Raw genomic sequence first — 25963 nt, forward strand, 5'->3', positions numbered from 1 at the left:
ACTGCATGATCCAGTTCAAACACATTCGTTCGCGAATTGCTTTTACATTCTTAACCGTGGTCATTGCCATTCAGTTGGCAGGTCTGGTTCCGCTTAAATACGCCCTGGTAAAACATGCCAACCGCCTGGCCGAAGAGCAGATGGAGGTCGGCGAACGGGTATTTGTCAATTTGCTGCAACACAACACGCAAAGTCTCAAACAGGCGACGCAAGTGTTGGCCGCGGATTATGCCTTTAGGGAAGCCGTTGCCACCAACGATGCGGAAACGATTGCCTCCGCACTGGAAAGCTACCAGGGCCGCATCCATGCTCAGGTCGCCTATTTCGTCAGTCAAGATGAAGCGATGGTCATCGGCACCCAGGAAAGCGAGTCTGCCATTTCTGGCAGTGCGGCCCATCAGGAGTTTGTACAGGCCATTATCGAGAATCAAACCGGCACACTCAAGTTTGAACTGGTGGATGGCAAACCTTATCAGTTGATAGCCGTGCCGGTTAAAGCACCCGAAGTGATCGGCTGGGTAGTGATGGGGTTTGCCGTGGATAACCGCCTGGCCGCGCAAATCAAGCAACTGACGCACCTGGATGTCACCTTTGTACAAAAAACCCATCAGCACGATTGGGCGCTGGTTACGGGGACTGCCAACCACGAACTTTCAAACCTGCTGGTCAAAACCGTTTCCGATGTGTATGCACAGAAGCTGTCTTTACACAAGGTCGACCTGGATGGCATTACCTACCATCTTAAAATACGTTCCTTGCATGAAACCAAGGATGAAGCTTTGCTGGTGGTGCTGCAGGGCTCGGTAGAACCTTACCTGCAGGATTTGAACACGCTGTTTAAAGTGATGATTTTCCTGACCTTGCTTGGTGTGGTCATTTTCGCTGCCTTGATCTGGTATGTTTCGCGCAAAACTACCGAACCGATTGCGACGCTGGTTAAAAATGCCGATGACATTGCCATGGGCAATTATGACAAGCCAATTCAGGTGACCAGTACGGATGAGATCGGCTTACTGGCAACCGCCCTCAACAGCATGCGGGAAGCGGTGTTGCAACGCAGCTTGCGCATCCAGCGGCTGGCGTTTAATGATGAGCTGACTGGTCTTTCGAACCGGCTGGCATTTACCCAGGGCGTGCATCAGGCCATGCTGGCCCATGCCCAGAGCAATGCCAAGCTGAGTATTCTGGTCATTAATATTCACCGCTTCAAGCCTATCAACCAAACGCTAGGTCGGGATTTTGGCGATGATTTGCTGCGTCACGTCGGTCAGGTGCTCAAACAGCATGTATTGAGTGAGCAAGACATGGTGGCGCGCCTCGATGCTGATGAATTTGCTGTGTTGTTACAGCATGCCGATCAGGCGCAAGCCACCCGGTTTGCAGATGCCATCCAACAGGTATTTGAGCAACCGGTGCAGGTGCAGGGCCAAGCGATTGATGTACAGGCGGGCATGGGGATTGCGCTGTATCCCGAACATGGCATGGACGAAGAATCTTTACTCAACCACGCTGAGACGGCACTGCAAGAATCCAGACTCAAAAAGACGCCCTGGATTGTCTACAATACCTCGCTGGAAATTGACCAGTCCGAGACATTGACCCTGATCTCTGACCTTAAGGAAGCCATCCAGCAAAACCAGTTATTGCTCTACATCCAGCCCAAGGTCGATGTCTCGACCCGCCGTGCGCTGGGCGGTGAAGCCCTGATTCGCTGGGTGCATCCGCAAAAAGGCATGATTTTCCCTGACCAGTTTATTCCGTTTGCCGAACAGACCGGTATTATCAGTGACCTCACGCAATGGATGTTGCGCCGCGCCTGTGAAGCGTTGGCGGATTTCAAAAAACAAGGCTTGCATATCAGCCTGGCGGTGAATCTTTCAACCCGCGACCTCAACAACATGGAGTTGCCGCAACAGATTGCCGATTTGTTGGCAGCGCATGGCTTGACCACCAAATCACTCAAGCTTGAAATCACCGAAGGCAGCTTGATGCAGGATCCAGAGCGGGCGGAAATTGTCGTACGAAAACTGGCGGCTATGGGGTTGCATCTGGCCATTGATGACTTTGGTACTGGCTACTCCTCGCTGGCTTATTTGCGTCAACTGCCGGTGCAAGAGCTTAAAATTGACCGCTCATTTGTCATGTTTATGGATAAAAACGCCGGCGATGCCAGCATCGTGAAATCGACCATCGATCTGGCGCACAACCTGGGCTTGATCGTGGTGGCCGAAGGCATAGAAAACGAACTGGTGCTCAACCAGTTGGCCAAGCTCGGTTGCAATGAGGGGCAAGGCTACTTTATTGGCAAGCCCATGCCAGAAAAAGACTTTTCGATCTGGCTCGAGCGCTGGCAAGGTCAAAACGACATAGACATTGATATCGGCGATGATTTTAACTATGCCGTCAATCCGCTCGATATCGAGCCGGCGCCTCAAGACCCCTACACGCTAGATAACCTCAATTAATTCAATGCTGTGCACCAGCCCTTGATTTCAAGGCAACTGGCCTATCTATAAGAATTATTTATCGATTGAATTAAATAATTCAATTTTATTTAAAAATAAAAGCGTTTTATCATGTATTTCATACATGAAAGGAGCGCAAGATGAGCCAAATCAGAATGCACAAGAAAGCCAACTTCATCATTCACTACATGATGCAGTGGCTGAACAAATAAGATTAAAAAGTTGTTGAAAATATAATAGCACGCGATTTATAATCGCAGTATATGAATAATTCTGCATCAACCCAAACGCCATTGCTTAATGAGCAGTTATGTTTTTCTGTGTATTCGCTGTCGCTGGCGATTAACAAAGTATATCGCCCACTGCTCAAAACGCTGGAATTAACCTATCCGCAGTATTTGGTCATGATGGTGTTATGGGAGAGCGATCAGCGTACCGTCAGTGATATTGGTGAGCAATTGTTTCTGGATTCGGCAACGCTGACCCCTTTGTTGAAAAGGCTGGAAGCTGCTGAATTTTTGCAGCGTGTGCGCTCGACCGAAGATGAAAGGCAAGTGATTATCTGCCTGACGCAGACCGGCCGTCAGCTGAGGCTCAAGGCCGCCGGGATTATGGATGACATGTTGTGTGCCATGGGCTGTTCATTGCAAGAGGTCGGTGAGTTACGCGAGCGCTTAAACGCGCTGCGCAACCATTTGATTCAGCATCAAGCGTAGTAAACATAAACAAATGGTTTATGGTGTTTTAAGTAGTGTGCGATTTAATTTTAAACAATATGAATTTTCATAGAAAGGATTCAACATGAAGATACAAGCGTTAGTTGCCGTGTTATTTTCCACAGCATTGACTGTCTCCAGCCCGTCGGTATTTGCAGAGGAAAAACCGGTGACCGAACAATTGGTGGACACCTTGACCACTTTATCCGGCGGCCCCCATGCCGGCTACCGCGCCAACCATGCCAAAGGCGTGATGGTGGAGGGGACATTTACCCCTTCTGCACAGGCGGCTTCGGTCAGTAAAGCAACACACTTCCAAAAGGCAACGCCGGTGTTGGTCCGCTACTCGAATGCCACCGGCGTGCCAAATATTCCGGATGCCAATGGCAATGCGTTTCCTAAAGGCATTGCGATCCGCTTTCAATTACCGGATGGCACCGCAACGGATATCGTCAGTATCTCGGTGAATGCTTTTCCAACGGCGACGCCAGAAGACTTTCTGGGCTTGCTCAATGCCGTGCGTGACTCTCAGGGCAGTACGGCCAAGCCTAGCCCAGTCGAGCAGTTTTTAGGCAGCCATCCAGCTGCACTCAAATTTGTGACCACACCCAAACCGGCGCCTGTGAGTTTTGCGACGCAACCTTTTTATGGCGTGAACGCGTTTGAGTTTACCAATGCTGCAGGTAAAACCGTCTTTGGCCGGTACCAGATTGTGCCCGTGGCCGGCGCCAAATTTTTGAGCCAGGAAGCGGCTGACAAAGCTGCACCTGACTACCTGATGACCGATATTGTCGAGCGTGTAAAAACAGGCGCGGTGCAATATAAATTATTGCTGCAACTGGCTGACGCCGGGGATGAAGTCAACAACGCGACCGTCGTTTGGCCGGACAGCCGCAAGGTGATTGAGTTAGGAACACTGACCTTGAATAAGGCTGTGGCAGACAGTAAAGCGGCTGAAAAGCCCATCATGTTCAATCCGCTACAGCTGACAGACGGCATTGCGCCTAGCAAAGATCCTATTTTGCTGGCCAGACCAGCGGCCTATGCCGTCAGTTATGGCAGAAGATTGGCGCATTAAGCTTATTCAGCAAAGCATGGCGAGCTGAATGTGAAACGGCGTTGTTTGCGTGAGCAAACCGCGCCGTTTGCTTTTAACGCCGGCCAATTACTGGGCGACAAATGCAATCGCTTTGCCATTAATGCAATAGCGCAGTCCACTCTCTGTTTTGCCATCGGGGAAGACGTGGCCCAAATGCGCATCACACACATTGCACTTCACTTCTACGCGTTGCATGCCATGGCTATCGTCGGCGTAATAAGCAATCGCATTCTTTGCAAGGGGCTGGTCAAAGGAAGGCCAACCCGAGGCAGAGTCAAACTTTTGGCTAGAATCAAACAGCGTTTGCGCGCAACAGGCGCAGGCATAGCGCCCTGGCGTAAACGCCACACACATTTCTGACGAAAACGGCCGCTCGGTGGCACTTAAACGTGTAATGGCAAACACATCGTCATCCAAAATCTCTCGCCAGGCACGCACGGATTTTTGCAATTTGCGTTCTGGGGGCAGATTCCCTTCGCGCGAGAGTTTAAGTATATCTTTCCATTTAAGCATGATATCCATCCATCAATTTCCAACCCGGTGACTTGTTACTGTTGAAGGTTTTAATCTTGTATAGCGCTGGGAAAACGGCGTTAAATCATGCATTTCCATGTCTTATCGCCACATTTGCGACCTGCGCTGACAGATAAACTACAAACTATCGAGTATATCACTGGTGTGATAGTTCACCAGATGGGAGACATGCCTTGATTGTTAGACCAAGACCGCACTTGTTTGAACTGTTTTTTATCATCAAAGGTTCTATCGTGCTCAAGATCATGCCGCTGCTGACATTTGTAGCAACACTGTCAGCCGTCGTGGTCTCGATTTATACCTTGAAGCCCGACTGGTTACCCAAGTTTGATGGCGGGCCGTTCGCCTTGCTTGGCATCACGCTGTCTATTTTTCTTGCCTTTAGAAATAACGCCTGTTATGAGCGCTGGTGGGAGGCGAGGAAGGTGTGGGGTGAGTTTATGCTCACCGCGAGAAACCTGGCACGCTTGAGCCAGATACTGGATACCCAGGGTGAACTCAGTGCCGCCCGCAAGCAATTGCTGGAATGCAATATTGCTTACGCGCACGCGTTGCTAAAGCAGCTGCGTCCAGGGGATCAACTGCCACGGATCAAGCAACTGTTAGCCGCGCCCGTGGCAGAAGCATACTTGCAGAGCAAAAATCCGCCAGAAGTCATTTTACGTGCCATGGAGCGCATCCTGATACAGGCATTGGCGGAGGGCCGCATCCAGCCTATACAGTTTAATTTGCTCGAAGAATTGATTCAGAAGCTGGCGGCGACGCAAGCCGCCTGTGAACGGATCCAGAACACGCCGATTCCGTTTGGCTACACCTTATTGTTGCACCGCACCGCCTATACTTTTTGTTTTTTGATGCCCTTTTGTTTTGCCAATACCCTGGGCTGGGCCACGCCGTTTGTGACTGCATTGGCAGCTTATACCCTGTTTGGACTCGATGCCCTCGGTAATGAACTCGAAGAGCCTTTTGCCCCGATTGCCAATGCGCTGCCGATCAACGCGCTGACTGAAGTCATAGACATTGAGCTCATGGAAGCCTTGGGGCAAAGTGATTTGCCCGCGTTGCCGACCGCCAAAGAATTTGTACTGATGTAAGTGCACAGACGATTTCTCTACTGAGTGATTTTACTCAATAGCAGCGATGGCTTGGGTGACCGCGGCTAGAGATAGCGGGAAAGTTGCAGGTCTTGCGTCTCGATGGCCGGTGTCTCCTGCGCCATCAAATCGGCCAGCACTTGCCCGGAGCCGCAAGCCATGGTCCAACCCAGCGTGCCGTGCCCAGTATTGAGCCACACATGGGGGTAAGCCGCGCTTGCCTGGCCGATCAGCGGCGTGCCATCCGGGGTCATGGGGCGTAGCCCCGTCCAGAATTGCGCTTGTGCGACATCCCCGGCATACGGGAACAAGCCGTTGAATACAAATTCCAGCGTGGCCCGGCGGCTTGGGTTGAGGCTTAAATCAAACCCATGCAATTCCGCCATCCCGCCCACCCGGATGCGCTGATCAAAGCGCGTAATGGCCACCTTGTAAGTCTCATCCATCACGGTGGACACGGGGGCGGCTGCAGCGTTGATCAGGGGCACGGTCAAAGAATAGCCTTTTACGGGATAGACCGGCAGATTGAGTCCCAACGCCTGCGAAAGTTGGCGCGAGTAGCTGCCAAGGGCGACCACATAATGGTCTGACTGCAACACTTCCACGCCACTTGCCGTTTGCACCTCTACGCCAAGCAACTGGCTTTGCTGTGTCAGTAAGCGGTGTATTTGTGTTTCTTGTCTGAACTTCACCCCAAGCGCTTGCGCCTTGGCTGCCAGTTGCGTGGTAAATAGCTGGCAATCCCCGGTTTCATCCCCAGGCAGATACAACCCACCCAGCAACGCATCTTGTACGTGAATCAGGGCAGGTTCAATGCGTACACAGCCTGCCGCATCCAAATGCTCAAACGGCACGTCCATGCGTTCAAGTACGGCAATATCCTTGGCTTCGGCGGCGAGTTGTTTTTTGGTGCGGAATACTTGTAAGGTCCCTTGACTGCGTTGCTCATAATGCAAGCCCGTCTCTGCGCGCAAACGACGCAGACAATCGCGGCTATACTCGGCCAGACGCACCATGCGCGATTTATTCAATTCATAACGTTCGAGCGAGCAATTGCTTAAAAACTGTGCAATCCAATGACATTGCCAACGCGTGAAATCCGGCTTGAGGGAGAGTGGCGCATGGCGCTGAAACAGCCATTTAAGCGCCTTGAGGGGCACATCTGGGCTGGCCCAAGGGGCGGAATAACCTGGTGAAATTTGCCCTGCATTGGCAAAACTGGTCTCCAGGGCGACCGCTGGTTGACGGTCTATGACCGTGACTTCAAAGCCTTTTAACGCCAGATAATAAGCGCTTGTCACGCCTATCACCCCGGAACCAAGCACTAATACCCGCATGATGATACTCCTGCAACGATAGCGAGGCAGTCATGATGGACTTACCCGCACTGGATGATGTTAACAAAATCGGCTGTCAGCAGGGGGAATATGATCGCGTTAAGGATGAGACGGGCAAGTCAGGCCATCTGCTTTTCCAGTGCCTCTAGCATCACTCTGGCCGGATCACAGTCTGTTTGTGCCGCAATCTCTACCATGCCAGTTGGGCTGGTGACATTCACTTCGGTCAGGTAGTCGCCAATCACGTCCAGCCCGACTAAAAACAGGCCGTGTTGTTTCAGCACACTGCCGACGGTCTCGGCAATTTCTTTGTCACGGGCAGTCAGGGGCTGGGCCACGCCTTTGCCGCCGGCGGCCAGGTTGCCACGGGTTTCGCCGGTTTTGGGGATGCGGGCGAGGGCGTAGGGCAGGGGTTCACCGTTGATGATCAGGATGCGCTTGTCACCTTTGACGATCTCTGGAATATAGCGCTGGACCATGATGGTTTGTGCTTCAAATCGGGTCAGCGTTTCCAGGATGGCGTAAATATTGGGGTCGTCCTGACGCAAGCGGAAAATGCCGCTACCACCCATGCCATCCAGCGGTTTGACGATGATGTCCTGATGTTCGGCCAGAAAGGCCAGAATTTTGCTTTGCAGGCTGGTGACGATAAACGGCGGGGCAAATTGCGGAAAGCGCGCGACAGATAGTTTTTCGTTCCAGCCGCGAATGGATGACGGGTCGTTAATGATACGTGCCCCTTGCTGTTGCGCCAGCTCAAGCAAATAGGTGCTATACAGGTATTCGTTATCAAACGGCGGGTCTTTACGCATCAGCACGGCATCAAAACTTGCGGGGGCTTGTGTGGTTTTGTCACCGGTTTGCCAGTGCCCGTCTGCATTAAACGCAAATGTCTGCGCATCCACCTTGACCTCGGCTTGCTGCAAGTGCCAGTCGTGTTGTTCGCAGACCCATAGCACGTGTCCACGCGCTTGCGCCGCGCGCATGATGGCAAGGCTGGTGTCTTTATAACTTTTGAGTGCGGCCAGCGGATCAAGAATAAACAGCAGTTTCATGATGAACCTTTGCTATGCGGTGAGCAGGTCGATTTCCGGCAGGTCCCGCGCTTGCAGCTCGAGGCCTGCCGCTAACAGGGCCAGTCTTGCGACCACGCCATAGGCATAGAAGCGGTTGGGGGGCGCGTCGGGGGCGCCGGCACAGTCGGGCAGGGTACAGGGTTTTTCAAACGCGAGCGGGGCAAAGTGCATGCCGGGCGCATTCAGGTTTTCATCGACGCCACGGCCGGTGTGCACACGGTAAAAACCGCCAATCACAAAGTGATCCATCATATACACCACTGGCTCGGCTACCGCGTCATTGATGCTTTCAAAGGTATAAACGCCTTCCTGGATCATCACTTCAGACACTTGCATGCCTTCTTTGATCACCGACATTTTGTTACGCGCCTTGCGATTGAGGTCGCGTACCTCGTCGGCCGATTTCACGCTCATGATGCCCATGCCATAGGTACCGGCATCGGCTTTGACAATCGCAAACGGTGGCTGCGAGATGCCATATTCGTCGTATTTAGCCTGCGTTTTTTTCAGGATGGCTTCGACCTTATCGGCCAGCAGGTCTTCACCTACCCGGGCGTGAAAGTCCAGGCCGCTGGCGGTATCAAAGTAAGGATTTAACAACCAGGGGTCAATCTGCAGCAATTGCGAGAATTCATCGACGACAGTGTTATACGCGCTAAAGTGCTGTGACTTGCGTCGGCTGAACCAGCCTGCATGTAACGGTGGAATCAGGGTTTGCTCCAGGCCTTGCAGCAGGTCGGGCACGCCACCGGACAAATCGTTATTGAGCAGAATGGCACAGCTGTCAAAGGCAGGGTATTCCACGCCTTCAAACGTTGCCGCCTTCAGTTGCAGGCGGTTGTTTACGCGCACCAGCGGTTCCAGTACCAGCGGCAAGCCATCATGGGTTTCTAGTTTGGTGATCTCGGTAATCTCTGGCGACAAGCTGCCGACACGGACTTCCATGCCGGCGGTTTTGAGAATGTGACAGAGCTCAACCACATTACGCAGGTAGTACGTGTTGCGGGTATGGTTTTCGGGGATCAGTAGTAAACGGCGCGCATCTGGGCAGATTTTCTCGACCGCCATTTGTGCGGCTTGCACAGCCAGGCTCAAAAATTCGGGATTCAGGTTATTAAAACCGCCTGGAAACAGGTTGGTATCCACCGGGGCAATCTTGAAGCCGGCATTGCGCAGGTCCACGCTGGCATAAAACGGGGCGGGAATCTCCTGCCATTTGGTGCGGAACCAGTGCTCAATATCCGGCATGGCTTGCAAAACGCGTTTTTCCAGTGTGTAGAGAGGGCCGCTTAAAGCCGTGGTTAAGTGTGGAACCATGGTTGCTCCTGTGCTTGTTATTTTATTCACCGGTTATCCGGCACTGCTGATGCAATGATTAGGCGATGACCGCATGCGCCTGCTGGTCGGCATGATAACTGCTGCGCACCATGGGCCCGCTGGCCGCATTGTCAAAGCCCATGGCATCGGCTTGTTGTTTAAACCATTCAAAACGCTCTGGCGTGACATATCTCAACACCGGCAAGTGATGGACGCTGGGTTGCAAGTATTGCCCCAGGGTAAGCATGCTGACACCATGTGCGCGCAAGTCACGCATCACCTCTAAAATTTCTTCATCCGTTTCACCCAGGCCCAGCATCAAGCCAGATTTGGTCGGCACTGTTGGGTACAGTTCACCAAACTGTTTGAGCAAATCCAGCGAATGCTGGTAGTCAGAACCAGGGCGCGCCTGTTTATACAAACGCGGCACCGTTTCCAGGTTATGGTTCATGACGTCTGGCGGTGCTTCACGCAGAATTTTGAGCGAGATATCGAGGCGGCCCCTAAAATCTGGCACCAGGATTTCAATTTTAATGGCGGGGGATTGGGCGCGTATGGCGCGGATGCAGTCGACAAAATGCTGCGCGCCACCGTCAGGCAAATCATCGCGGTCTACTGAGGTGACGACTACATAGCGCAGTTTCATCTGTGCGATGGTGCGGGCGAGGTTTTCTGGCTCATTCGGATCAGGCGGCAAGGGTTTGCCATGTGCCACATCACAAAACGGGCAACGGCGGGTACAGATATCGCCCAGAATCATAAAAGTGGCTGTGCCGCCACTAAAGCATTCGCCAATATTAGGGCAGCTGGCTTCTTCACAGACGGTATGCAAATTGTTGTCGCGCAGGACTTGCTTGATTTCCTGGAACCGTGCCGAATCCGGCACTTTCATGCGTATCCATTCGGGCTTGCGCAGCATGGGTTGCGGCACGATCTTGATCGGGATACGCGAGGTTTTTGCTGCGTCGATTTCTTTCACGCCAGCTACTTTCTTGGCCGGGCGGGCGCTTGCATCTATTGGGGTCGAATTATCTGACATGCGTCAGTTTCTCTTTCAATCGGTGGGTTAAATCAGCGGCAATGTCAGGCATTTGCAGCGCAATATTTAATTCCCGGGTTTGCGTCATTTGCATGCCGGCATAACCACACGGGTCTATATCGGCAAACGGCTGTAAATCCATGTCTATATTCAAACTCAGGCCATGGTAGCAGCACTGGTTTTTCAGGCGTAGCCCCAGCGAGGCAATTTTTTTGCCGTCTACATACACACCAGGGGCATCCGCACGGGCAACAGCCACCACGCCTTGTGCGGCCAGCCATTCTATCAGGCTGTCTTCCAAGATGGAGACAAGTTGCCGGACATTCAAGTGGCCGCGTGCCAGATCGATCAGGCAATAAATAATGAGTTGGCCCGGGCCGTGGTAAGTGATTTTGCCACCGCGGTCTACATTCACCACTGGAATTGCATTCTGTGGCAGGCGCACGCCGCGGCGGTTGAGGCCTAGCGTATACACAGGCGGATGTTCGGTGACCCAGAGCTGGTCAGGCGTACTGGTCGTGCGTTGGGCAGTGTATGCCTGCATGGCAGCCAGCGTGGCTGCATAATCAGTCAGCCCCAACTGGCGGATTTCCAAGGCAGGCATGATAGAAAAAGGCTTATAGCACAACCTTGACCATGGGGTGAGCGGTCAGGCTGCGGTAAATATCATCCAGTTGTGGCTTGGAGGTGACATACACCAGACAGGTCAGGCTCAGGTATTTGCCATTGCTGCTGCCACGCATTTCAATCAGGTGCGTATCAAAGTCTGGCCAGTGCAACTGGATGGTGCGGGTAATTTCGCTGGCGAAATCATCATGCGTTTCACCCATGACCTTGATCGGGAAATTGGTGGGAAACTCAATCAGGGTCTCTTCTATTTCCGGTAATTGCTCGAACTTGGTCATATGTTACCTACCTTTTAAACAGTCAGTGACGGTCAGCCTGTTTATTGCAAATACAAGCGGACCTGATCGATCATGCGTGAAAAGATATTGCTGGCCTCGACTGCCTGCATGGTGACCAGCGGCACGCTATGCACCACCTTGCCATTGAGGCTGAAATCCACCGCACCAACCGTTTGATGTGCTTTTAACGGCGCTTCAAGCGGTTTGGGCACGCGTAGATTCGCTTTCATATTGGCATATTCACCCTGGGGCAGCGTCAGGTAAACCGGTTTTACCACTGTGAGGTCAACCTGGTTTTCTGTCCCTTTCCATACCTTTTGCCGCGTAATCGCTTTGTCCGCCGCATAAATCAGTCTGGATTCATAAAACTGGAAGCCAAAATTCAGTAATTTTTGACTCTCAGCGGCGCGTACATTGTCAGAGGTGGTGCCAAGTACCACAGAAATCAAGCGGAAGTCATTGCGTTTGGCCGAAGAAATCAGGCAGTAACCGGCGGATTCGGTATGGCCGGTTTTCATGCCATCAACCGTGGGGTCTATAAACAGCAAGCGGTTGCGGTTAGGCTGGGTGATGTTGTTATAGGTGTAAGACTTTTGCGAATACAAGCGCGCGTAGTCTTGCGGAAAGTCGCGAATCAGCGCATTGGCCAAAATGGACAAGTCACGTGCGGTGGTGACATGGGCCGGGTCTGGCAAGCCTGTCGCATTCATAAAGTGGCTGTTTTTCATGCCCAGCGCGGCCGCTTTTTTGTTCATCAGCGTGGCGAACAATTCTTCACTGCCCGCAATGCCTTCGGCCAGGGTAATTGCCGCATCATTGCCTGACTGAATAATCAGGCCATGAAGCAACTCATCCACAGTGACGGTCATCGTCGTGTCGATAAACATTTTTGAGCCTTCGACCTTCCAGGCTTTTTGACTCACGGGCAAGGTCTGTGTCAGTGACAAGCGCTTTTGCTTGACCGCTTCAAAGGTCAGGTAAGCGGTCATTACTTTGGTCAGTGACGCAGGTTCCACCGGCATGTCGGGGTTGTTCGCAGCCAGCAGATTGCCGGTATTGGCATCGCGCAGCACAAAGGCTTTGGCCGCCAGCGTGGGTACAGGTACATTGCCGGTAATGGCTTCAGCCGCCACCGTCATTAAAGGAATGGAAAGTAGAAAAGCAATACAAGAACGCCACATGGTCATCATTTAACGAGAAAAAATACTTAACGAGAAAACGGTGCTAGCGGGAAAAAACAAGCGCTGGCAACTGCAATTGGTCACGCATCTGATTGGCTGCTTGCGCGGCCATGGCGTGATCAGGATATGGGCCCAGAACAACCTGGAACATCTTGCCATTATACACTTTGTTCAGCAGGCTTTGTGTCTCGGGTACCGCATTGGAAATGCGCTGCTGAAGGCGGTCGGCATTTTCTTCAACGCCAAAGGCGCCGACCTGTACATACACACCGGTGTTGTCGAGTGAGGCCGCTGGTTTTGCCGCTGCTTTGGGCATGCTTGCCGGCGCAATGTCTCTGGCGACGCCTGCACTGCTCGGGGCCGCAGCTATCTCCGGCTGGTTGGGGTCAATTAAAGTGATCTCTACTTGGGCCGAGCCATGCTGGGTGATATCGAGTTGTTTGGCGGCGGCATACGATAAATCGATGATGCGGTCGCGGCCAAAAGGGCCGCGGTCATTGACCCTGGCAATCAGGTTTTTGCCATTGCTCAGGTTGGTGACGCGCACATAACTTGGAATTGGCAGCGTGCGGTGGGCGGCGCTGAGTTTATACATGTTATAAGGCTCACCACTGGCGGTACGGCGGCCATGAAATTTTTTACCATACCAGGAAGCGTGTCCGGTTTGCGTAAACGGCGTTGTAATTTCCGACATTGGCGACACCAGTTCCCCATTCACGATATAAGGCTTGGTGGTCCCTTTCACGATGGGCTCCAACTTGGGCGTCACCGAGGTTTCCAGTGGAATGTTAGGATCAATGCCTTCGGTGGCATTGCCAGTGCTCTCGGGTTTGGGGTCAATATTAATGACTTTGGGTGCACCTAGCGGCGCACTGCTGCCCGGCAATACCGCAGGCGGCGCAGGCGAGGCTGCGGGCGCGGCAGGGCGTGGCGTGGGCACGGGTTTTATTGGCGCAGGCGCCGTTGGACGTGACGGCATGCTGCTTTCGCAGGCAACCAGCCCGGCAGCCAGCAGCACGATAAAGAGTCTTTGTAGGGACAATGACATCGAGGTCCTTCAGTGGTTTCTGGCCACGTTAATCGGTGGCTACCAGCCGTTTATGCGACTGCACGCTCATCAGCAAACCCAGGCTTAGCCCTAAGGTCAAGAGTGAGGTGCCGCCATAACTGACCAGCGGCAAGGGAATGCCGACCACAGGCAGAATGCCGCTCACCATGCCCATGTTGACGAAGCAATAGGTAAAAAAGGTGGCGGCAATGCTGCCAGCCAACAAGCGGGAAAAAGTACTCTTGGCTTGTGACGCGATGATGAAAGCGCGGCCAATAATAATGGCGAACAGCAGCAATAACAGGCTGCAGCCTACCAGACCAAACTCTTCTGCAAACACGGCAAAAATAAAGTCTGTGGTGCGTTCTGGCACAAAGTCTAACTGTGACTGGGTGCCGTTGAGCCAGCCTTTGCCGGTCATACCGCCAGAGCCAATGGCAATGGTGGCCTGAATAATGTGATAACCCGCGCCAAGCGGGTCCTGGCTAGGATCGATGAGAATTTCCACCCGCCGCCGCTGATAGTCATGCAGCATGGACCATAAAATGGGCAGCGCCGCGCCAAAGGCAATCGCGCTGCCAAAAATAAATTTCCAGCTCAGACCGGCCAGAAAAATCACATAAAAACCGGCGGCAAAGACCAGAGTGGCGGTCCCGAGGTCGGGCTGCTTGGCAATCAGCAAGACCGGCACCAGCAAAATGACCCCAGCGACGACATAGTCCGTGGTGCGTAACAAGGATTCACGTTTTGAAAAATACCACGACAGCATAATTGGCACGGCCAATTTCATGAGTTCCGAGGGCTGGATTTTGGTCACGCCCAGATTGAGCCAGCGCCTGGCGCCATGGCTAATATCGCCGACCAGCGCTACCGCAATCAACAATGCCAGCCCGAACAAATAGGCGGGCAGGGCAATGCGTTCAATGTGTTGCGGCTGTGTGTTTGCAACCAGAAACATCACGCCCATCATCACCAGGATATTAATCAGCTGTGCATTAACCTTGAGCAGGGACTGCCCCGAGGCGCTATAGAGCACCATGAGCGCAACCACCAGCACCATGAGGACGGTGGCCAGCAAGATGGAATCAATATGGCGGATAAAATGGCCGATCCACTGTTTAATCATGCTCTTCCTCCTCAACGACTGGGGGTGTGTTCTGTGCTTGTGTTTGGGCGGGCACCGCAGGGGCTGCCACTGCGGGTATTTTGCCCAGCAGATAATAGTCCATCACCTTGCGTGCAATCGGCCCCGCCGCCGAGCCACCGTGGCCACCGTTTTCCACAATGACGGCCACGGCAATTTTGGGGTCTTCAGCCGGGGCGTAAGCAATAAACCAGGCGTGGTCGCGATGACGTTCTGCCGTGGCTTTTTCGTTATATTTTTCATTTTGCTTGATACCCACCACTTGCGCCGTACCGGTTTTGGCAGCGATGTCATAGCCTGCATTGGCGCCCACTGACGCGGCTGTGCCTCCCGGGCGTGTCACATCCATCATGCCCAATTTCACAATCTCCAGATTCTCCGGGCTCAGGTTCAACTGGTCCGCCACTTTATGCGGCAACATCCTGACCTCGTTGGTTTTGGCATTCACAATCGCATTGACCAGATGCGGCTGGATGGCCTTGCCACTATTGGCCAGCGTGGCCGTGGCGTAGGCCAATTGCATGGGCGTGACCAGCGTATACCCCTGACCAATGCCTACAATGACAGTTTCACCCATATACCAGGGCTGTTTGAAGCGTCTTTGCTTCCAGCCCGGCGTCGGCAGCAAGCCTGCCAGCTCGCCCTGGATATCAATATTGGTTTTTTCACCAAAACCAAAATGTCTGACAAAGTCGGTCAGCCGGTCTATGCCAAGCTCGACAGCCAGCCCATAAAAAAACGTATCGCAAGACACGGTAATCGCCTTGCGCATATCGACTGAACCATGGCCGGATGGTTTCCAGTCGCGGTAGCGGTGATGGCTGTTGGGCAGCATGTAGTAGCCTGGGTCGCTGATAGTAAACGGCGGTTGCCGCTTGCCTGATTCCAGCCCGGCCAGTGCGACAAAGGGCTTGAAGGTGGAGCCAGGCGGGTAAATCCCCTTCAAGGTGCGGTTGATCAGCGGTTTATCCAGCGAATTGTTCAACAGGTTCCAGTTATCAAAATCAATGCCATCCACAAACAGGTTGGCATCAAACGACGGCATGCTGGCCATGGCCAGGACTTCCCCTGTTTTGGGTTGGATCGCCACCAGCGCGCCGCGACGTCCGGCAAATTCCTGCTCGGCGATTTCTTGCATTTTGGCGTCCATGGACAGCACCACGTTGTTGCCAGAGGTGGGCGAGGCGCTTGACAGCACGCGCACAGCCCGGCCATCTGCATCAATTTCTACCTGCTGAAAGCCGGTGACGCCATGCAGCTCGGTTTCATAGGCTTGCTCGACGCCCGCCTTGCCAATATGCTCAGTGCCTTTGTAGTTGGAGAGCTGGTTGTTTTCCTTGAGCTGCTTGAGATCATGTTCATTGATCCGGCTGATATAGCCGATACCATGCGTGCCCAGGGTGCCATAGGGGTAATGGCGAAACAGGCGTGATTTGAGCTCAACGCCAGGAAACCGGAAGCGGTTCACGGCAAACTTGGCGGCTTCGTATTCATTAAGGTGGGTACGGATCGGAATGCTTTCAAACGTATGGCTTTGCGCCCGCAGTTTTTTAAAGCGCTTGAGATCCGTTGGCGAAATCTCGACCAGTTTGCCCAGCTCGGCAATTGTGTCCTGCAAGTCTTCGGTTTTGGAGGGCGTGATTTCCAGCGTATACACAAAAAAGTTATGCGCCAGAATAATGCCGTTGCGGTCAGAAATCAGGCCACGGTTCGGGGTGATGGGGACAATCGAAATCCGGTTGTTTTCTGCCAGTGTTTGATAATAGTCATAGCGAAAGACTTGCAGAAAGTAAAAACGGCCCAGCAGCGCAGAAAACGCTGCCAAAACCAACAGTACCAGAAAAACCAGACGAACCCGGAACTTGTGCTGTTCGTTTTGATGGTTTTTGAGTTCAGTGCTATACCCCATGTGCTTACAATTTCTTCGGGCGGGTCAGTTCGCCAAACCAGATAATCATGAATTGCCACAGTATCAGGTCAGACACGATGGGGAAGGCGTAGGTCCAGTCGGGCAATTCGCCGCCGGCAAACAGCTTGAGCAGCAAAATCAGCCCGCGCTCTACGCCAAACAAAAACAACACATATAAATAGAGCTGCCAGCGATTGAACAGCACCAGCCTGCGTTGATAGATCAGGCCGAGAAAGGCGGTGATTGCAAATGTCAGGGCATGTTGTCCGAGCAGGCTGCCCGTGGATAAGTCCACCAGCAAGCCAGCAAACCACACCCAGCCAATATTGCAGTGGTAGGGGGCTTGCAACAGCCAATACAGCATGATAACCAGCAGAAAATCCGGGCGCACAATAATGCCCGCATTTGACCAGGGGTAAAGTTGAAAAATCAACCCGACCAGCAAGGTGAAAAAGAACGTGCTGAACTTAACCGGTTTCATCGACGCTCCGGTGTGGTTGGTGGAGTGGGCGGCGCCACTGGGTCAGTAGGCACTGCGCTGTCTGGTTGTGCGGTCATTTCGGTGTCTGGCGGCTGTCCGGCATCCAGTACGGGCGGTGTGGTGACCGGGTTGGGGTCAACCAGTGCATTGTTCTTTTGCAAGACGTCCACCACGGACTGATCCAGGTGCTGCGCGTTGTTGCGTTGCAACATGGGGCGGCTTTCGGACATCGGATTGGTGGCCGGGGAATCTGGCACTTTGAGGATCAGCACATGTTTGTGGTTATTCACGCCGGCAATCGGGCGGCTGATAATCTTGGCAAACGGCGAATCCTGGCTTTGCTTGATCTGGGTGACGATGGCCACTGCCAAACCGGCGGGATAGACGCCGTCAATGCCCGAGGTTACCAGTTTGTCACCAACCTTGATGTCGACGCTGGTGGGCAGGTAGGGAATGTCCAGCGTGTTGCGTTTGCCCTCCCCAAAGGCAATGGCGCGTAATTGGTTGCGCTCGATCTGAATAGGAATCGACAGTTTTTTATCCGTGATCAGCGTGACTTCGCTGGTGAACGGATACACCCGGGTGATCTGACCCACCACGCCCTGTTCATCAACCACCGCTTGCCCGGGGGTGATGTGGTGGTGACTGCCACGGTTCAGCGTGATGATGTTGCTAAATGGGTCGCGCCCCATATGCATGACTTCACCCAGCGTGGCTTCCGGGATAATCGGTGCATCCCCGGCCAGCAATGTGCGTAAATGCGCATTTTCGGCATCGACAGTGGCCAGGCGCTGCAAGGCTGCATGATCGATCAGCGCCTGCTGTTTGAGCTTGAAGTTATCCTGAATCAGCTGGTTATGCGAGGTAAAGTAGGTATTGATGTTGCGCCCCCATTCGTTAGGGGCGCTGGCGATCACTTCAAGCGGGTGCAGGGCGGTACTGAACCATTGCCTTACCTGGCTCAAATAATCAAAGCGTGCATCGACCGCCATCATGACCAAAGACAGCGTACAAAAAAACATCAGGCGCGAGAAAGGCTTGGGCCCCTGTATAAAAAAGGCCGGCGACTCTTGCGGATCAAGCTGTTGGTGGATGCCTTTAAGCATAGTCAGGGTCGCGCCAACTGGGTGCGGATTTATTCGCTAGCGAATACGTTGCCCAGCTTGTCCATTTCCTCAAGTGCGCGGCCACAGCCACGGGCGACACAGGTCAGTGGATCTTCAGCCACGATGACTGGCAAGCCGGTTTCTTCTACCAGCAAACGGTCCAGGTCGCGCAACAAGGCACCACCACCGGTCAACACCATGCCTTTTTCGGCAATGTCTGCGCCCAGCTCTGGCGGCGTTTGTTCAAGTGCCGATTTCACTGCACCGACGATGGCATTCAGCGGCTCAGTCAGCGCCTCAAGAATCTCGTTGCTGGAGATGGTGAATTTGCGCGGCAAGCCTTCAGCCAGGTTGCGGCCAGTCACTTCCATTTCAAGCACTTCAGAGCCGGGGAAGGCGGAGCCGATTTTTTTCTTGATCGCCTCAGCAGTTGGTTCGGAGATTTGCATGCCGTAATTACGGCGGATGTAGTCAATAATCGCCTGGTCAAACTTGTCACCACCGACGCGCTCGGACTTGGCGTAGACAATGCCGCCCAGTGAGATCACGCCAACTTCAGTCGTGCCGCCACCAATATCGACGACCATGGAGCCGGTGGCTTCGGCCACAGGCATATCGGCACCAATCGCAGCGGCCATCGGTTCTTCAATCAGAAACACCTGCTTGGCACCTGCGCGCTCGGCAGATTCTTTAATCGCACGACGCTCTACCTGGGTGGAGCCCACGGGGACGCAGATGATGATGCGTGGGCTGGGAGAGAACCAGCGAGATTCGTGTACCTTGCGGATAAAGAACTTGAGCATTTGCTCGGTGATGGTGAAGTCGGCGATCACACCGTCTTTCATCGGGCGGATGGCCTGAATGTTGGCTGGCGCGCGGCCCAGCATGCTTTTTGCATCAGAGCCGACTGCCAGCAGCACTTTTTTGCCGTTGGGGCCGCCTTCGGTACGAATCGCCACCACTGAGGGCTCATCCAGCACCACCCCTTTGCCGCGTACGTAAATCAGCGTGTTGGCGGTGCCAAGGTCAATGGCAAGGTCATTGGAGAAGTAGCTGTTGATTGAACCGAACATGTTTTATCCTGTGAAAATTCTGACTTTGGTGCTGCCCGCTGGGTGCGGCATAAAATCAAGGTATAATAGCGCAAAACGCACATGAAATTAAGATGTGTTTTCAAAATCTTATAGACAATTAACCACACATGGCACTGAATCTAGATGATATCAAGCGTATCGCGCACCTGGCCCGCATCGAGGTCAGCGACAGTGAAGCGCAAGAAACCCTAAGCAAACTTTCCGGTATTCTGGGGCTGATTGAGCAAATGCAGGCGGTGGACACCACCGGCATCACCCCCATGTCGCACTCGCAAGACGTGACACAGCGTCTGCGTGAAGACGTGGTGACTAAAACCAACCAGCGCGAACTGTTTCAATCCATTGCACCAGCCACGCAAGATGGCTTATACCTGGTGCCCAAAGTCATTGAATAAGCGCTTGCCAGCCCCTGCTTTGACGGTTCATTTTTACGGTTTCCATTATGATAAACAGTAGTTTAAAACAGCTGGGCCAGCAGTTGGCCAGCAAACAAGTTTCCAGCGTGGAGTTGACGCAGGCCTATTTGCAACGGATGGCCACACTCAACCCCAGCATCAATGCCTATGTCACCATAGACGAACAAAAAACCCTGGCGCAGGCGCAAGCGGCAGATGCACGTATCGCCGCCGGTACAGCCGGCCCGCTCACTGGCATCCCCATCGCGCAAAAAGATATTTTTTGTGCCCAGGGCTGGCGCACCACCTGTAGCTCCAAAATGCTGGAAAACTTCATTGCCCCCTATGACGCGCATGTGATCAGCCAGTTTGATGCGGCCGGTGCGGTCAATCTGGGCAAAACCAATATGGATGAGTTCGCCATGGGCTCCTCCAACGAAACCAGTTATTTTGGCGGCGTCAAAAACCCATGGGACTTTGATCGTGTGCCTGGCGGTAGCTCTGGCGGTTCCGCGGCGGCTGTGGCCGCCCGCTTGTGTGCAGCGGCCACCGGGACAGATACGGGCGGCTCCATCCGTCAACCCGCTTCATTGTGCGGCTTTACCGGCCTTAAACCAACTTATGGCCTGGTCTCCCGTTACGGCATGATCGCTTTTGCTTCGTCGCTGGACCAGGCAGGCCCCATGGCCAAGTCGGCTGAAGACTGTGCGTTGATGCTGAATGTCATGGCCGGTTTTGACGAGCGTGACTCCACCAGCGTGCAGCGCGAGCAAGAAGATTACACGCGTGGCTTGAGCGCCATGCAAGGCACGCAGCCGCTCAAAGGCTTGCGGATTGGCCTGCCCAAAGAATATTTTGCCGAAGGTTTGAATGCTGACGTGGCTAAAGTGATTGAAACGGCGATTGCAGAATACAAAAAGCTGGGTGCAGAGATTGTCGAGATCAGCTTGCCAAACAACAATCTGTCGATTCCAGTCTATTACGTGCTTGCCCCAGCCGAGGCTTCTAGCAACCTGTCACGCTATGACGGCGTCCGTTATGGTCACCGTGCGGCGGAATACAATGACCTGCTCGACATGTACATGAAGTCGCGCGCAGAAGGTTTTGGTGCCGAGGTCAAGCGCCGTATCCTGATTGGCACCTATGTGCTCAGTGCCGGTTATTACGATGCCTACTACCTCAAGGCCCAGCAAATCCGCCGCCTGATTGCCCAGGACTTTGTGGAAGCTTTCAAGCAATGTGATGTGATCATGGGCCCGGCCGCGCCTTCAGCGGCTTTTAAAGCCGGTGAAAAAACCAGCGACCCGGTGGCCATGTATCTCGAAGACTTATACACCATTGCCGTGAACCTGGCGGGCTTGCCAGGCATGAGCATTCCGGCCGGGTTTACCACCAGCAGTGAGGGCAAGGCTTTGCCGGTTGGTTTGCAGATTATTGGCAATTATTTTGATGAGGCGCGCATGCTCAATGTTGGCCATGCCTATCAACAAGTCACAGACTGGCATACACGCATGCCAGCTGGATTGGAGAACATCTAACATGCAGTGGGAAGTCGTGATCGGGTTGGAAACCCACGTACAGTTACAAACTAATTCCAAACAGTTTAGCGGGGCCTCCACCACTTATGGGGCGGCGCCAAATACGCAAGCCTGTGAGGTGAGTATCGCGCTGCCAGGGGTGTTGCCTGTGCTCAACAAAAAAGCCGTGGAATGCGCGATTAAATTTGGCCTGGCGATTGATGCCGAAATGGCGCCACGCAGCGTATTCTCACGTAAGAATTATTTTTATCCCGATTTGCCCAAGGGCTACCAGATCAGCCAGTTTGAGCTGCCGGTAGTGGGTAAAGGTCAGCTGACCATTCAGGTCCCAGCGGGCAAAAATACCGAGGCCTATGAGAAGGTGATCAATATCACGCGTGCGCACCTTGAAGAAGATGCGGGTAAATCTGTGCACGGTGCCGTTGAGGGCATGTCCGGCATCGACCTGAACCGTGCGGGGACGCCCTTGCTCGAAATCGTGACTGAACCCGATATGCGCAGTGCTGCCGAAGCGGTCGCTTATGCCAAGAAGTTACATGAACTGGTGCAGTGGATAGGCATTTGCGACGGCAATATGCAGGAAGGTTCTTTCCGTTGCGACGTCAACGTCTCGGTGCGCCCCAAGGGCACTGAAAAGTTCGGTACCCGCCGCGAGATCAAAAACCTGAACTCGTTCAAGTTCATGCAGCAAGCCATTGAGTATGAGACCCAGTGGCAAATCGAAACGCTGGAGGATGGCGGCACCATCCAGCAGGCAACTGTCCTGTTTAATCCGGACACCGGTGAAACGCGTGCCATGCGTACCAAGGAAGAAGCCAATGATTATCGCTATTTTCCTGACCCGGATTTGCTGCCGCTGGAAGTGACTGAGGCCGATAAAGCACGCGTGCGTGCCGAGATGCCAGCGTTGCCACAGGCCTTGCAGGCGCGGTTGGTGAGCGAGTACCAACTCTCTGCTTATGATGCCAGCACATTGACGGCTTCACGCAGCATGGCTGATTATTTTATGGCCACGGTACAAGCAGGTGCCGAGCCCAAACAGGCGGCTAACTGGGTGATGGGCGCGCTTTCTGCCAAGCTCAATGCGGAAGAAAAAACGATTGCTGACAGTCCCGTCTCTGCCCAGCAGTTGGCTGCCTTGCTCAAGCGTATTGCAGACAATACGATTTCCAACAACGCTGCCAAACAGGTGTTTGAAGGCGTGTGGGCAGGCGAGGGTGAAGTCGATGCCATTATCGAAGCCAAAGGACTCAAGCAAGTGTCTGATACAGGCGCGATTGAGGCCATCATCAAAGAGGTGCTGGCGGCGAACCAGGCCATGGTCGATGAGTACAAATCTGGCAAGGAGAAAGCCTTTAATGCGCTGGTTGGCCAGTGTATGAAAGCCTCTAAAGGCAAGGCGAATCCGGCGCAGGTCAATGAGCTTCTCAAGAAGATGTTGGGCTAGTCCCTTAATTGGCAGTTGGATAAAAAAACAAACCCCGCTTTTGGCGGGGTTTGTTTTTTGACACGACTCTCTAAGCTTTGTAGCTCAGGATTACTTGCAATGCTCTTTGTCGTGATGGTCTTTGCAATGCTCATCTGCAAAAGAAACATTTGAGAATACGGCCATCATTACCAATACTAAAGCTGCGAATTTTTTCATTCTGATCTCCTGTTAGCATTTCAAGTGTAAAGTCATTTGCTGCCTGCGCATGACGACCGTCACACGCATAACTGATTATCGGCTGGCAAGCATCAAACTAAAACTGGATAAACTCGGATTAGCCCCCTCAGTTCATCTATTTACTATTGGCACAGGGTATGGCAAATCAGCTGCCATGAAATGGTCATAAAGCCGATGGTGGTGAGCACGAAGCTGATGGCAGAATAAACTTTCCATTTGGTTTTGTTCCAGAAGTCGGGATCAAATGCGGCAATCACAAACACGGTCGGGTTGGTAAAGCCGCCAATGGCCACGCAAACACAGGCAAAATAATGCAACTCTATGCCTGCGGCCTTGGCTGCGCCATAAAATCCCAGTCCAAACAGGGCCATAAGGGCGTAGTCGACATGGGCGCGTATCATGGTTTTATAGTCCACCAAAAACTCGCCATCTATACCCTTGATCGGAAACCAGCGGGCAAAAGTCATCAGCCATGCAGACAAAATCAACGCAGTGATACAAGCCACTGCACCTATTAATAACACGTTCATATTTTCTCTCCTGAGCCTATTAAAAAATTAACCCGTGATGTTTTTGTGTCGGGCAGGTGAATTGTAGACAGGTCTGTCTACTTGTCAAGCGCAGGCAGACGCAAAACTTTGTTTTACTTGCGTTATTAGGCGTTTTCCCGCACAATTCGTCCGTTGCTAGGGGTCTGTAAATACTTCATTTTGTGAGGTTTTTGCAGTGAGAGTTACCCTTCGAACCTGATGCGGGTCATACCGCCGTAGGGAATGCAAGTCTTCGCATCCTTACGTCTTTTCTTTTAAGGATGCCTAATGAACGCTATTGATAAGAACATCAAATTCGTCAACGCAGATGCCAAAGTTGACGAAGCTGCTACCAAACCGTTTGCCAAATCGCGCAAAATTTACGTTGAAGGTTCACGCCCCGATATCCGTGTGCCATTTCGTGAAATTTCACTGAGTGATACCCCTTCCAGCTTTGGTGGGGATACCAATCCACCTGTGGTTGTGTATGACACTTCCGGCCCTTACACTGATCCGAATGTAGAGATTGATATCCGTAACGGTCTGCCAGCGTTGCGTGCGCAATGGATTATGGAGCGGGGTGATGTAGAGCAGCTGGATGGCCCGACGTCTGAATTCGGTCATCAGCGCCTGGTCGATCCAGAGTTGTCACAAATGCGCTTTAACCTGCATCGCAAACCGCTGCGTGCCAAAGCGGGTAAAAATGTCAGCCAGATGCATTATGCGCGGCAAGGCATCATCACACCCGAGATGGAGTTCATCGCCATCCGTGAAAACCAGCGCCGTGAAAACATGAGCGAGCTGCTGCAAACGCAACACCCTGGTCAGAACTACGGTGCCAGTATTCCACCTGTCATCACGCCAGAATTTGTGCGTGACGAAGTGGCGCGTGGCCGTGCCATTATCCCTGCCAACATCAACCACCCGGAAATCGAGCCCATGATTATTGGCCGTAACTTTTTGGTCAAGATCAACGCCAATATCGGTAACTCGGCGCTGGGTTCTTCCATCTCTGAGGAAGTGGAAAAAATGGTGTGGGGCACCCGTTGGGGTGGCGATACCGTGATGGATCTGTCCACTGGTAAAAACATCCATGAAACCCGTGAGTGGATTATCCGCAACTCACCGGTGCCAATTGGTACCGTGCCTATCTATCAGGCGCTGGAAAAAGTGAACGGCAAGGCTGAAGACCTGACCTGGGAAATCTTCCGCGACACGCTGATTGAACAGGCAGAGCAGGGCGTAGACTATTTTACGATTCACGCTGGTGTGCGCCTCGCTTACATTCCCATGACCGCCAAACGCATGACCGGTATCGTGTCACGTGGCGGCTCTATCATGGCCAAATGGTGTCTGGCGCACCACAAAGAGTCTTTCCTGTATACGCACTTTGAAGAAATCTGCGAGATCATGAAGCAATATGACGTGTCATTCTCGCTGGGTGACGGCTTGCGTCCAGGCTCTATCTACGATGCCAATGATGAAGCGCAATTTGCCGAGCTGAAGACCTTGGGTGAGTTGACCCAGATCGCCTGGAAGCACGATGTGCAGTGCATGATCGAAGGCCCGGGTCACGTGCCTATGCACCTGATCAAGGAAAACATGGACCTGCAACTGGAGCACTGTGGCGAAGCCCCGTTCTACACGCTGGGCCCATTGACCACCGACATTGCGCCTGGCTATGACCACATTACTTCCGGTATTGGTGCAGCCATGATCGGCTGGTACGGCTGCGCCATGCTGTGCTATGTGACCCCGAAAGAGCATCTGGGCTTGCCGGACAAGGAAGACGTCCGCGTAGGTATCATTACCTACAAGATTGCGGCGCATGCCGCTGACCTGGCCAAAGGCCATCCAGGCGCACAGATTCGTGACAATGCCTTGTCCAAGGCGCGTTTCGAATTCCGCTGGGAAGACCAGTTTAACCTCGGGCTTGATCCTGAAAAAGCCAAGGAATTCCACGATGAAACCTTGCCGCAAGAAGGTGCCAAACAGGCACACTTCTGCTCCATGTGTGGCCCGCACTTCTGTTCAATGAAAATTACACAGGATGTGCGCGACTACGCCGATAAACTGGGGGTGGATGAACAGGTGGCGCTGGAAAAAGGCATGCAGGAAAAAGCCATCGAGTTTGTGAAAAAAGGCGCTGAGGTTTATCAAAAAGTGTAACTTTTTGGTGCCTTAAGCTTTTAAAAACCGGCCTCGTGCCGGTTTTTTTATGGCCAGCAATCTTGTCATTTAGTCCACAAAATGACTGTTTTTTGCGCCATGTCGCCATGGTCAAACGCG

Annotated in this window: 23 protein-coding genes and 1 riboswitch; of the genes, 8 read left to right on the forward strand and 15 right to left on the reverse strand. The window is 52.9% G+C overall.

The genetic code is table 11. The features are described from left to right. The first annotated feature begins 5 nt into the window (after nt 1-5). The 3 genes from AACH41_RS00290 (at nt 6) to AACH41_RS00300 (ending at nt 4259) form a co-directional block, all read left to right on the forward strand. Nucleotides 6-2465, forward strand: coding sequence for an EAL domain-containing protein (locus tag AACH41_RS00290; protein WP_338655978.1), 2460 nt, complete (start codon nt 6-8; stop codon nt 2463-2465). A gap of 263 nt (nt 2466-2728) precedes the next feature. After that, complete coding sequence (locus tag AACH41_RS00295) at nt 2729-3181, forward strand: MarR family transcriptional regulator (protein WP_194749059.1); 453 nt, start codon at nt 2729-2731, stop codon at nt 3179-3181. 85 nt (nt 3182-3266) lie between these two features. Continuing rightward, nucleotides 3267-4259, forward strand: coding sequence for a catalase family peroxidase (locus AACH41_RS00300; RefSeq protein ID WP_338655979.1), 993 nt, complete (start codon nt 3267-3269; stop codon nt 4257-4259). An 87-nt stretch (nt 4260-4346) separates the two neighbouring features. On the opposite strand, the gene msrB is transcribed toward AACH41_RS00300, so the two are convergent. Continuing rightward, on the reverse strand, nt 4347-4793 hold the full coding sequence (gene msrB / locus AACH41_RS00305) for a peptide-methionine (R)-S-oxide reductase MsrB (protein WP_194749056.1): 447 nt from the start codon (nt 4791-4793) through the stop codon (nt 4347-4349). 194 nt (nt 4794-4987) lie between these two features. Between msrB and AACH41_RS00310 the strand changes: the two genes are divergently transcribed. Continuing rightward, nucleotides 4988-5908 carry a bestrophin family ion channel gene (locus tag AACH41_RS00310; protein WP_194749054.1) on the forward strand — a complete coding sequence of 307 codons (921 nt, stop codon included), beginning with the start codon at nt 4988-4990 and terminating at the stop codon, nt 5906-5908. A gap of 65 nt (nt 5909-5973) precedes the next feature. Here the strand turns inward: AACH41_RS00310 and AACH41_RS00315 are convergent, their stop codons facing one another. The 13 genes from AACH41_RS00315 to AACH41_RS00375 form a co-directional block, all read right to left on the reverse strand. Beyond that, nucleotides 5974-7245, reverse strand: coding sequence for a D-amino acid dehydrogenase (locus tag AACH41_RS00315; RefSeq protein ID WP_338655981.1), 1272 nt, complete (start codon nt 7243-7245; stop codon nt 5974-5976). A gap of 119 nt (nt 7246-7364) precedes the next feature. Further along, on the reverse strand, nt 7365-8300 hold the full coding sequence (gene gshB / locus AACH41_RS00320; protein ID WP_338655983.1) for a glutathione synthase: 936 nt from the start codon (nt 8298-8300) through the stop codon (nt 7365-7367). A gap of 12 nt (nt 8301-8312) precedes the next feature. Then, nucleotides 8313-9638: a glutamate--cysteine ligase gene (gshA, locus tag AACH41_RS00325; protein WP_338655985.1), complete on the reverse strand. Its 1326-nt coding sequence runs from the start codon at nt 9636-9638 to the stop codon at nt 8313-8315. Nucleotides 9639-9696: 58 nt separating this feature from the next. Continuing rightward, nucleotides 9697-10677, reverse strand: coding sequence for a lipoyl synthase (gene lipA / locus AACH41_RS00330; RefSeq protein WP_338655987.1), 981 nt, complete (start codon nt 10675-10677; stop codon nt 9697-9699). Further along, nucleotides 10667-11281, reverse strand: a complete 615-nt coding sequence (lipB, locus tag AACH41_RS00335; protein WP_313984480.1) for a lipoyl(octanoyl) transferase LipB — start codon at nt 11279-11281, stop codon at nt 10667-10669. Before lipB ends, lipA begins: the two co-directional genes overlap by 11 nt. Nucleotides 11282-11294: 13 nt before the next feature. Then, nucleotides 11295-11582 carry a DUF493 family protein gene (locus AACH41_RS00340; RefSeq protein WP_194749045.1) on the reverse strand — a complete coding sequence of 96 codons (288 nt, stop codon included), beginning with the start codon at nt 11580-11582 and terminating at the stop codon, nt 11295-11297. A 41-nt stretch (nt 11583-11623) separates the two neighbouring features. After that, nucleotides 11624-12721, reverse strand: coding sequence for a D-alanyl-D-alanine carboxypeptidase family protein (locus tag AACH41_RS00345; protein WP_313985768.1), 1098 nt, complete (start codon nt 12719-12721; stop codon nt 11624-11626). An 85-nt stretch (nt 12722-12806) separates the two neighbouring features. After that, complete coding sequence (locus AACH41_RS00350; RefSeq protein WP_338655990.1) at nt 12807-13811, reverse strand: septal ring lytic transglycosylase RlpA family protein; 1005 nt, start codon at nt 13809-13811, stop codon at nt 12807-12809. A 28-nt stretch (nt 13812-13839) separates the two neighbouring features. Then, nucleotides 13840-14937, reverse strand: a complete 1098-nt coding sequence (gene rodA / locus AACH41_RS00355; RefSeq protein ID WP_194749041.1) for a rod shape-determining protein RodA — start codon at nt 14935-14937, stop codon at nt 13840-13842. After that, complete coding sequence (gene mrdA / locus AACH41_RS00360) at nt 14930-16864, reverse strand: penicillin-binding protein 2 (RefSeq protein WP_338655993.1); 1935 nt, start codon at nt 16862-16864, stop codon at nt 14930-14932. The genes rodA and mrdA overlap by 8 nt, the downstream gene beginning before the upstream one ends. Nucleotides 16865-16868: 4 nt before the next feature. Then, nucleotides 16869-17345 (reverse strand): rod shape-determining protein MreD, encoded by a 477-nt coding sequence (mreD, locus tag AACH41_RS00365; protein ID WP_194749038.1) that lies wholly within the window; start codon nt 17343-17345, stop codon nt 16869-16871. Further along, nucleotides 17342-18451, reverse strand: a complete 1110-nt coding sequence (mreC, locus tag AACH41_RS00370) for a rod shape-determining protein MreC (RefSeq protein WP_338655995.1) — start codon at nt 18449-18451, stop codon at nt 17342-17344. The genes mreD and mreC overlap by 4 nt, the downstream gene beginning before the upstream one ends. A gap of 29 nt (nt 18452-18480) precedes the next feature. Continuing rightward, entirely contained in the window at nt 18481-19524 is a 1044-nt protein-coding gene (locus tag AACH41_RS00375; RefSeq protein ID WP_194749035.1) for a rod shape-determining protein, read from the reverse strand. Nucleotides 19525-19652: 128 nt separating this feature from the next. On the opposite strand from AACH41_RS00375, the gene gatC reads away from it, so the two are divergent. From gatC to gatB, 3 genes are read left to right on the forward strand one after another with little or no spacing between them, the layout of a single operon-like run. Next, nucleotides 19653-19940, forward strand: a complete 288-nt coding sequence (gatC, locus tag AACH41_RS00380; RefSeq protein ID WP_194749033.1) for an Asp-tRNA(Asn)/Glu-tRNA(Gln) amidotransferase subunit GatC — start codon at nt 19653-19655, stop codon at nt 19938-19940. A 47-nt stretch (nt 19941-19987) separates the two neighbouring features. Then, a complete protein-coding gene (gene gatA, locus AACH41_RS00385; RefSeq protein WP_338656000.1) occupies nt 19988-21478 on the forward strand; it encodes an Asp-tRNA(Asn)/Glu-tRNA(Gln) amidotransferase subunit GatA in 1491 nt (496 codons plus the stop codon). Between the two features lies 1 nt (nt 21479). Further along, nucleotides 21480-22925, forward strand: a complete 1446-nt coding sequence (gene gatB, locus AACH41_RS00390) for an Asp-tRNA(Asn)/Glu-tRNA(Gln) amidotransferase subunit GatB (RefSeq protein ID WP_338656001.1) — start codon at nt 21480-21482, stop codon at nt 22923-22925. A gap of 341 nt (nt 22926-23266) precedes the next feature. On the opposite strand, the gene AACH41_RS00395 is transcribed toward gatB, so the two are convergent. Then, nucleotides 23267-23674, reverse strand: a complete 408-nt coding sequence (locus AACH41_RS00395; RefSeq protein WP_338656002.1) for a hypothetical protein — start codon at nt 23672-23674, stop codon at nt 23267-23269. Between the two features lie 148 nt (nt 23675-23822). Next, nucleotides 23823-23935, forward strand: a riboswitch (TPP riboswitch). Nucleotides 23936-23962: 27 nt separating this feature from the next. Between AACH41_RS00395 and thiC the strand changes: the two genes are divergently transcribed. Beyond that, nucleotides 23963-25843: a phosphomethylpyrimidine synthase ThiC gene (gene thiC / locus AACH41_RS00400; protein ID WP_228518868.1), complete on the forward strand. Its 1881-nt coding sequence runs from the start codon at nt 23963-23965 to the stop codon at nt 25841-25843. The last annotated feature ends 120 nt before the right edge of the window (nt 25844-25963 follow it).

Source organism: Methylophilus sp. DW102, assembly GCF_037076555.1.
Taxonomy (GTDB): Bacteria; Pseudomonadota; Gammaproteobacteria; order Burkholderiales; family Methylophilaceae; genus Methylophilus; species Methylophilus glucosoxydans.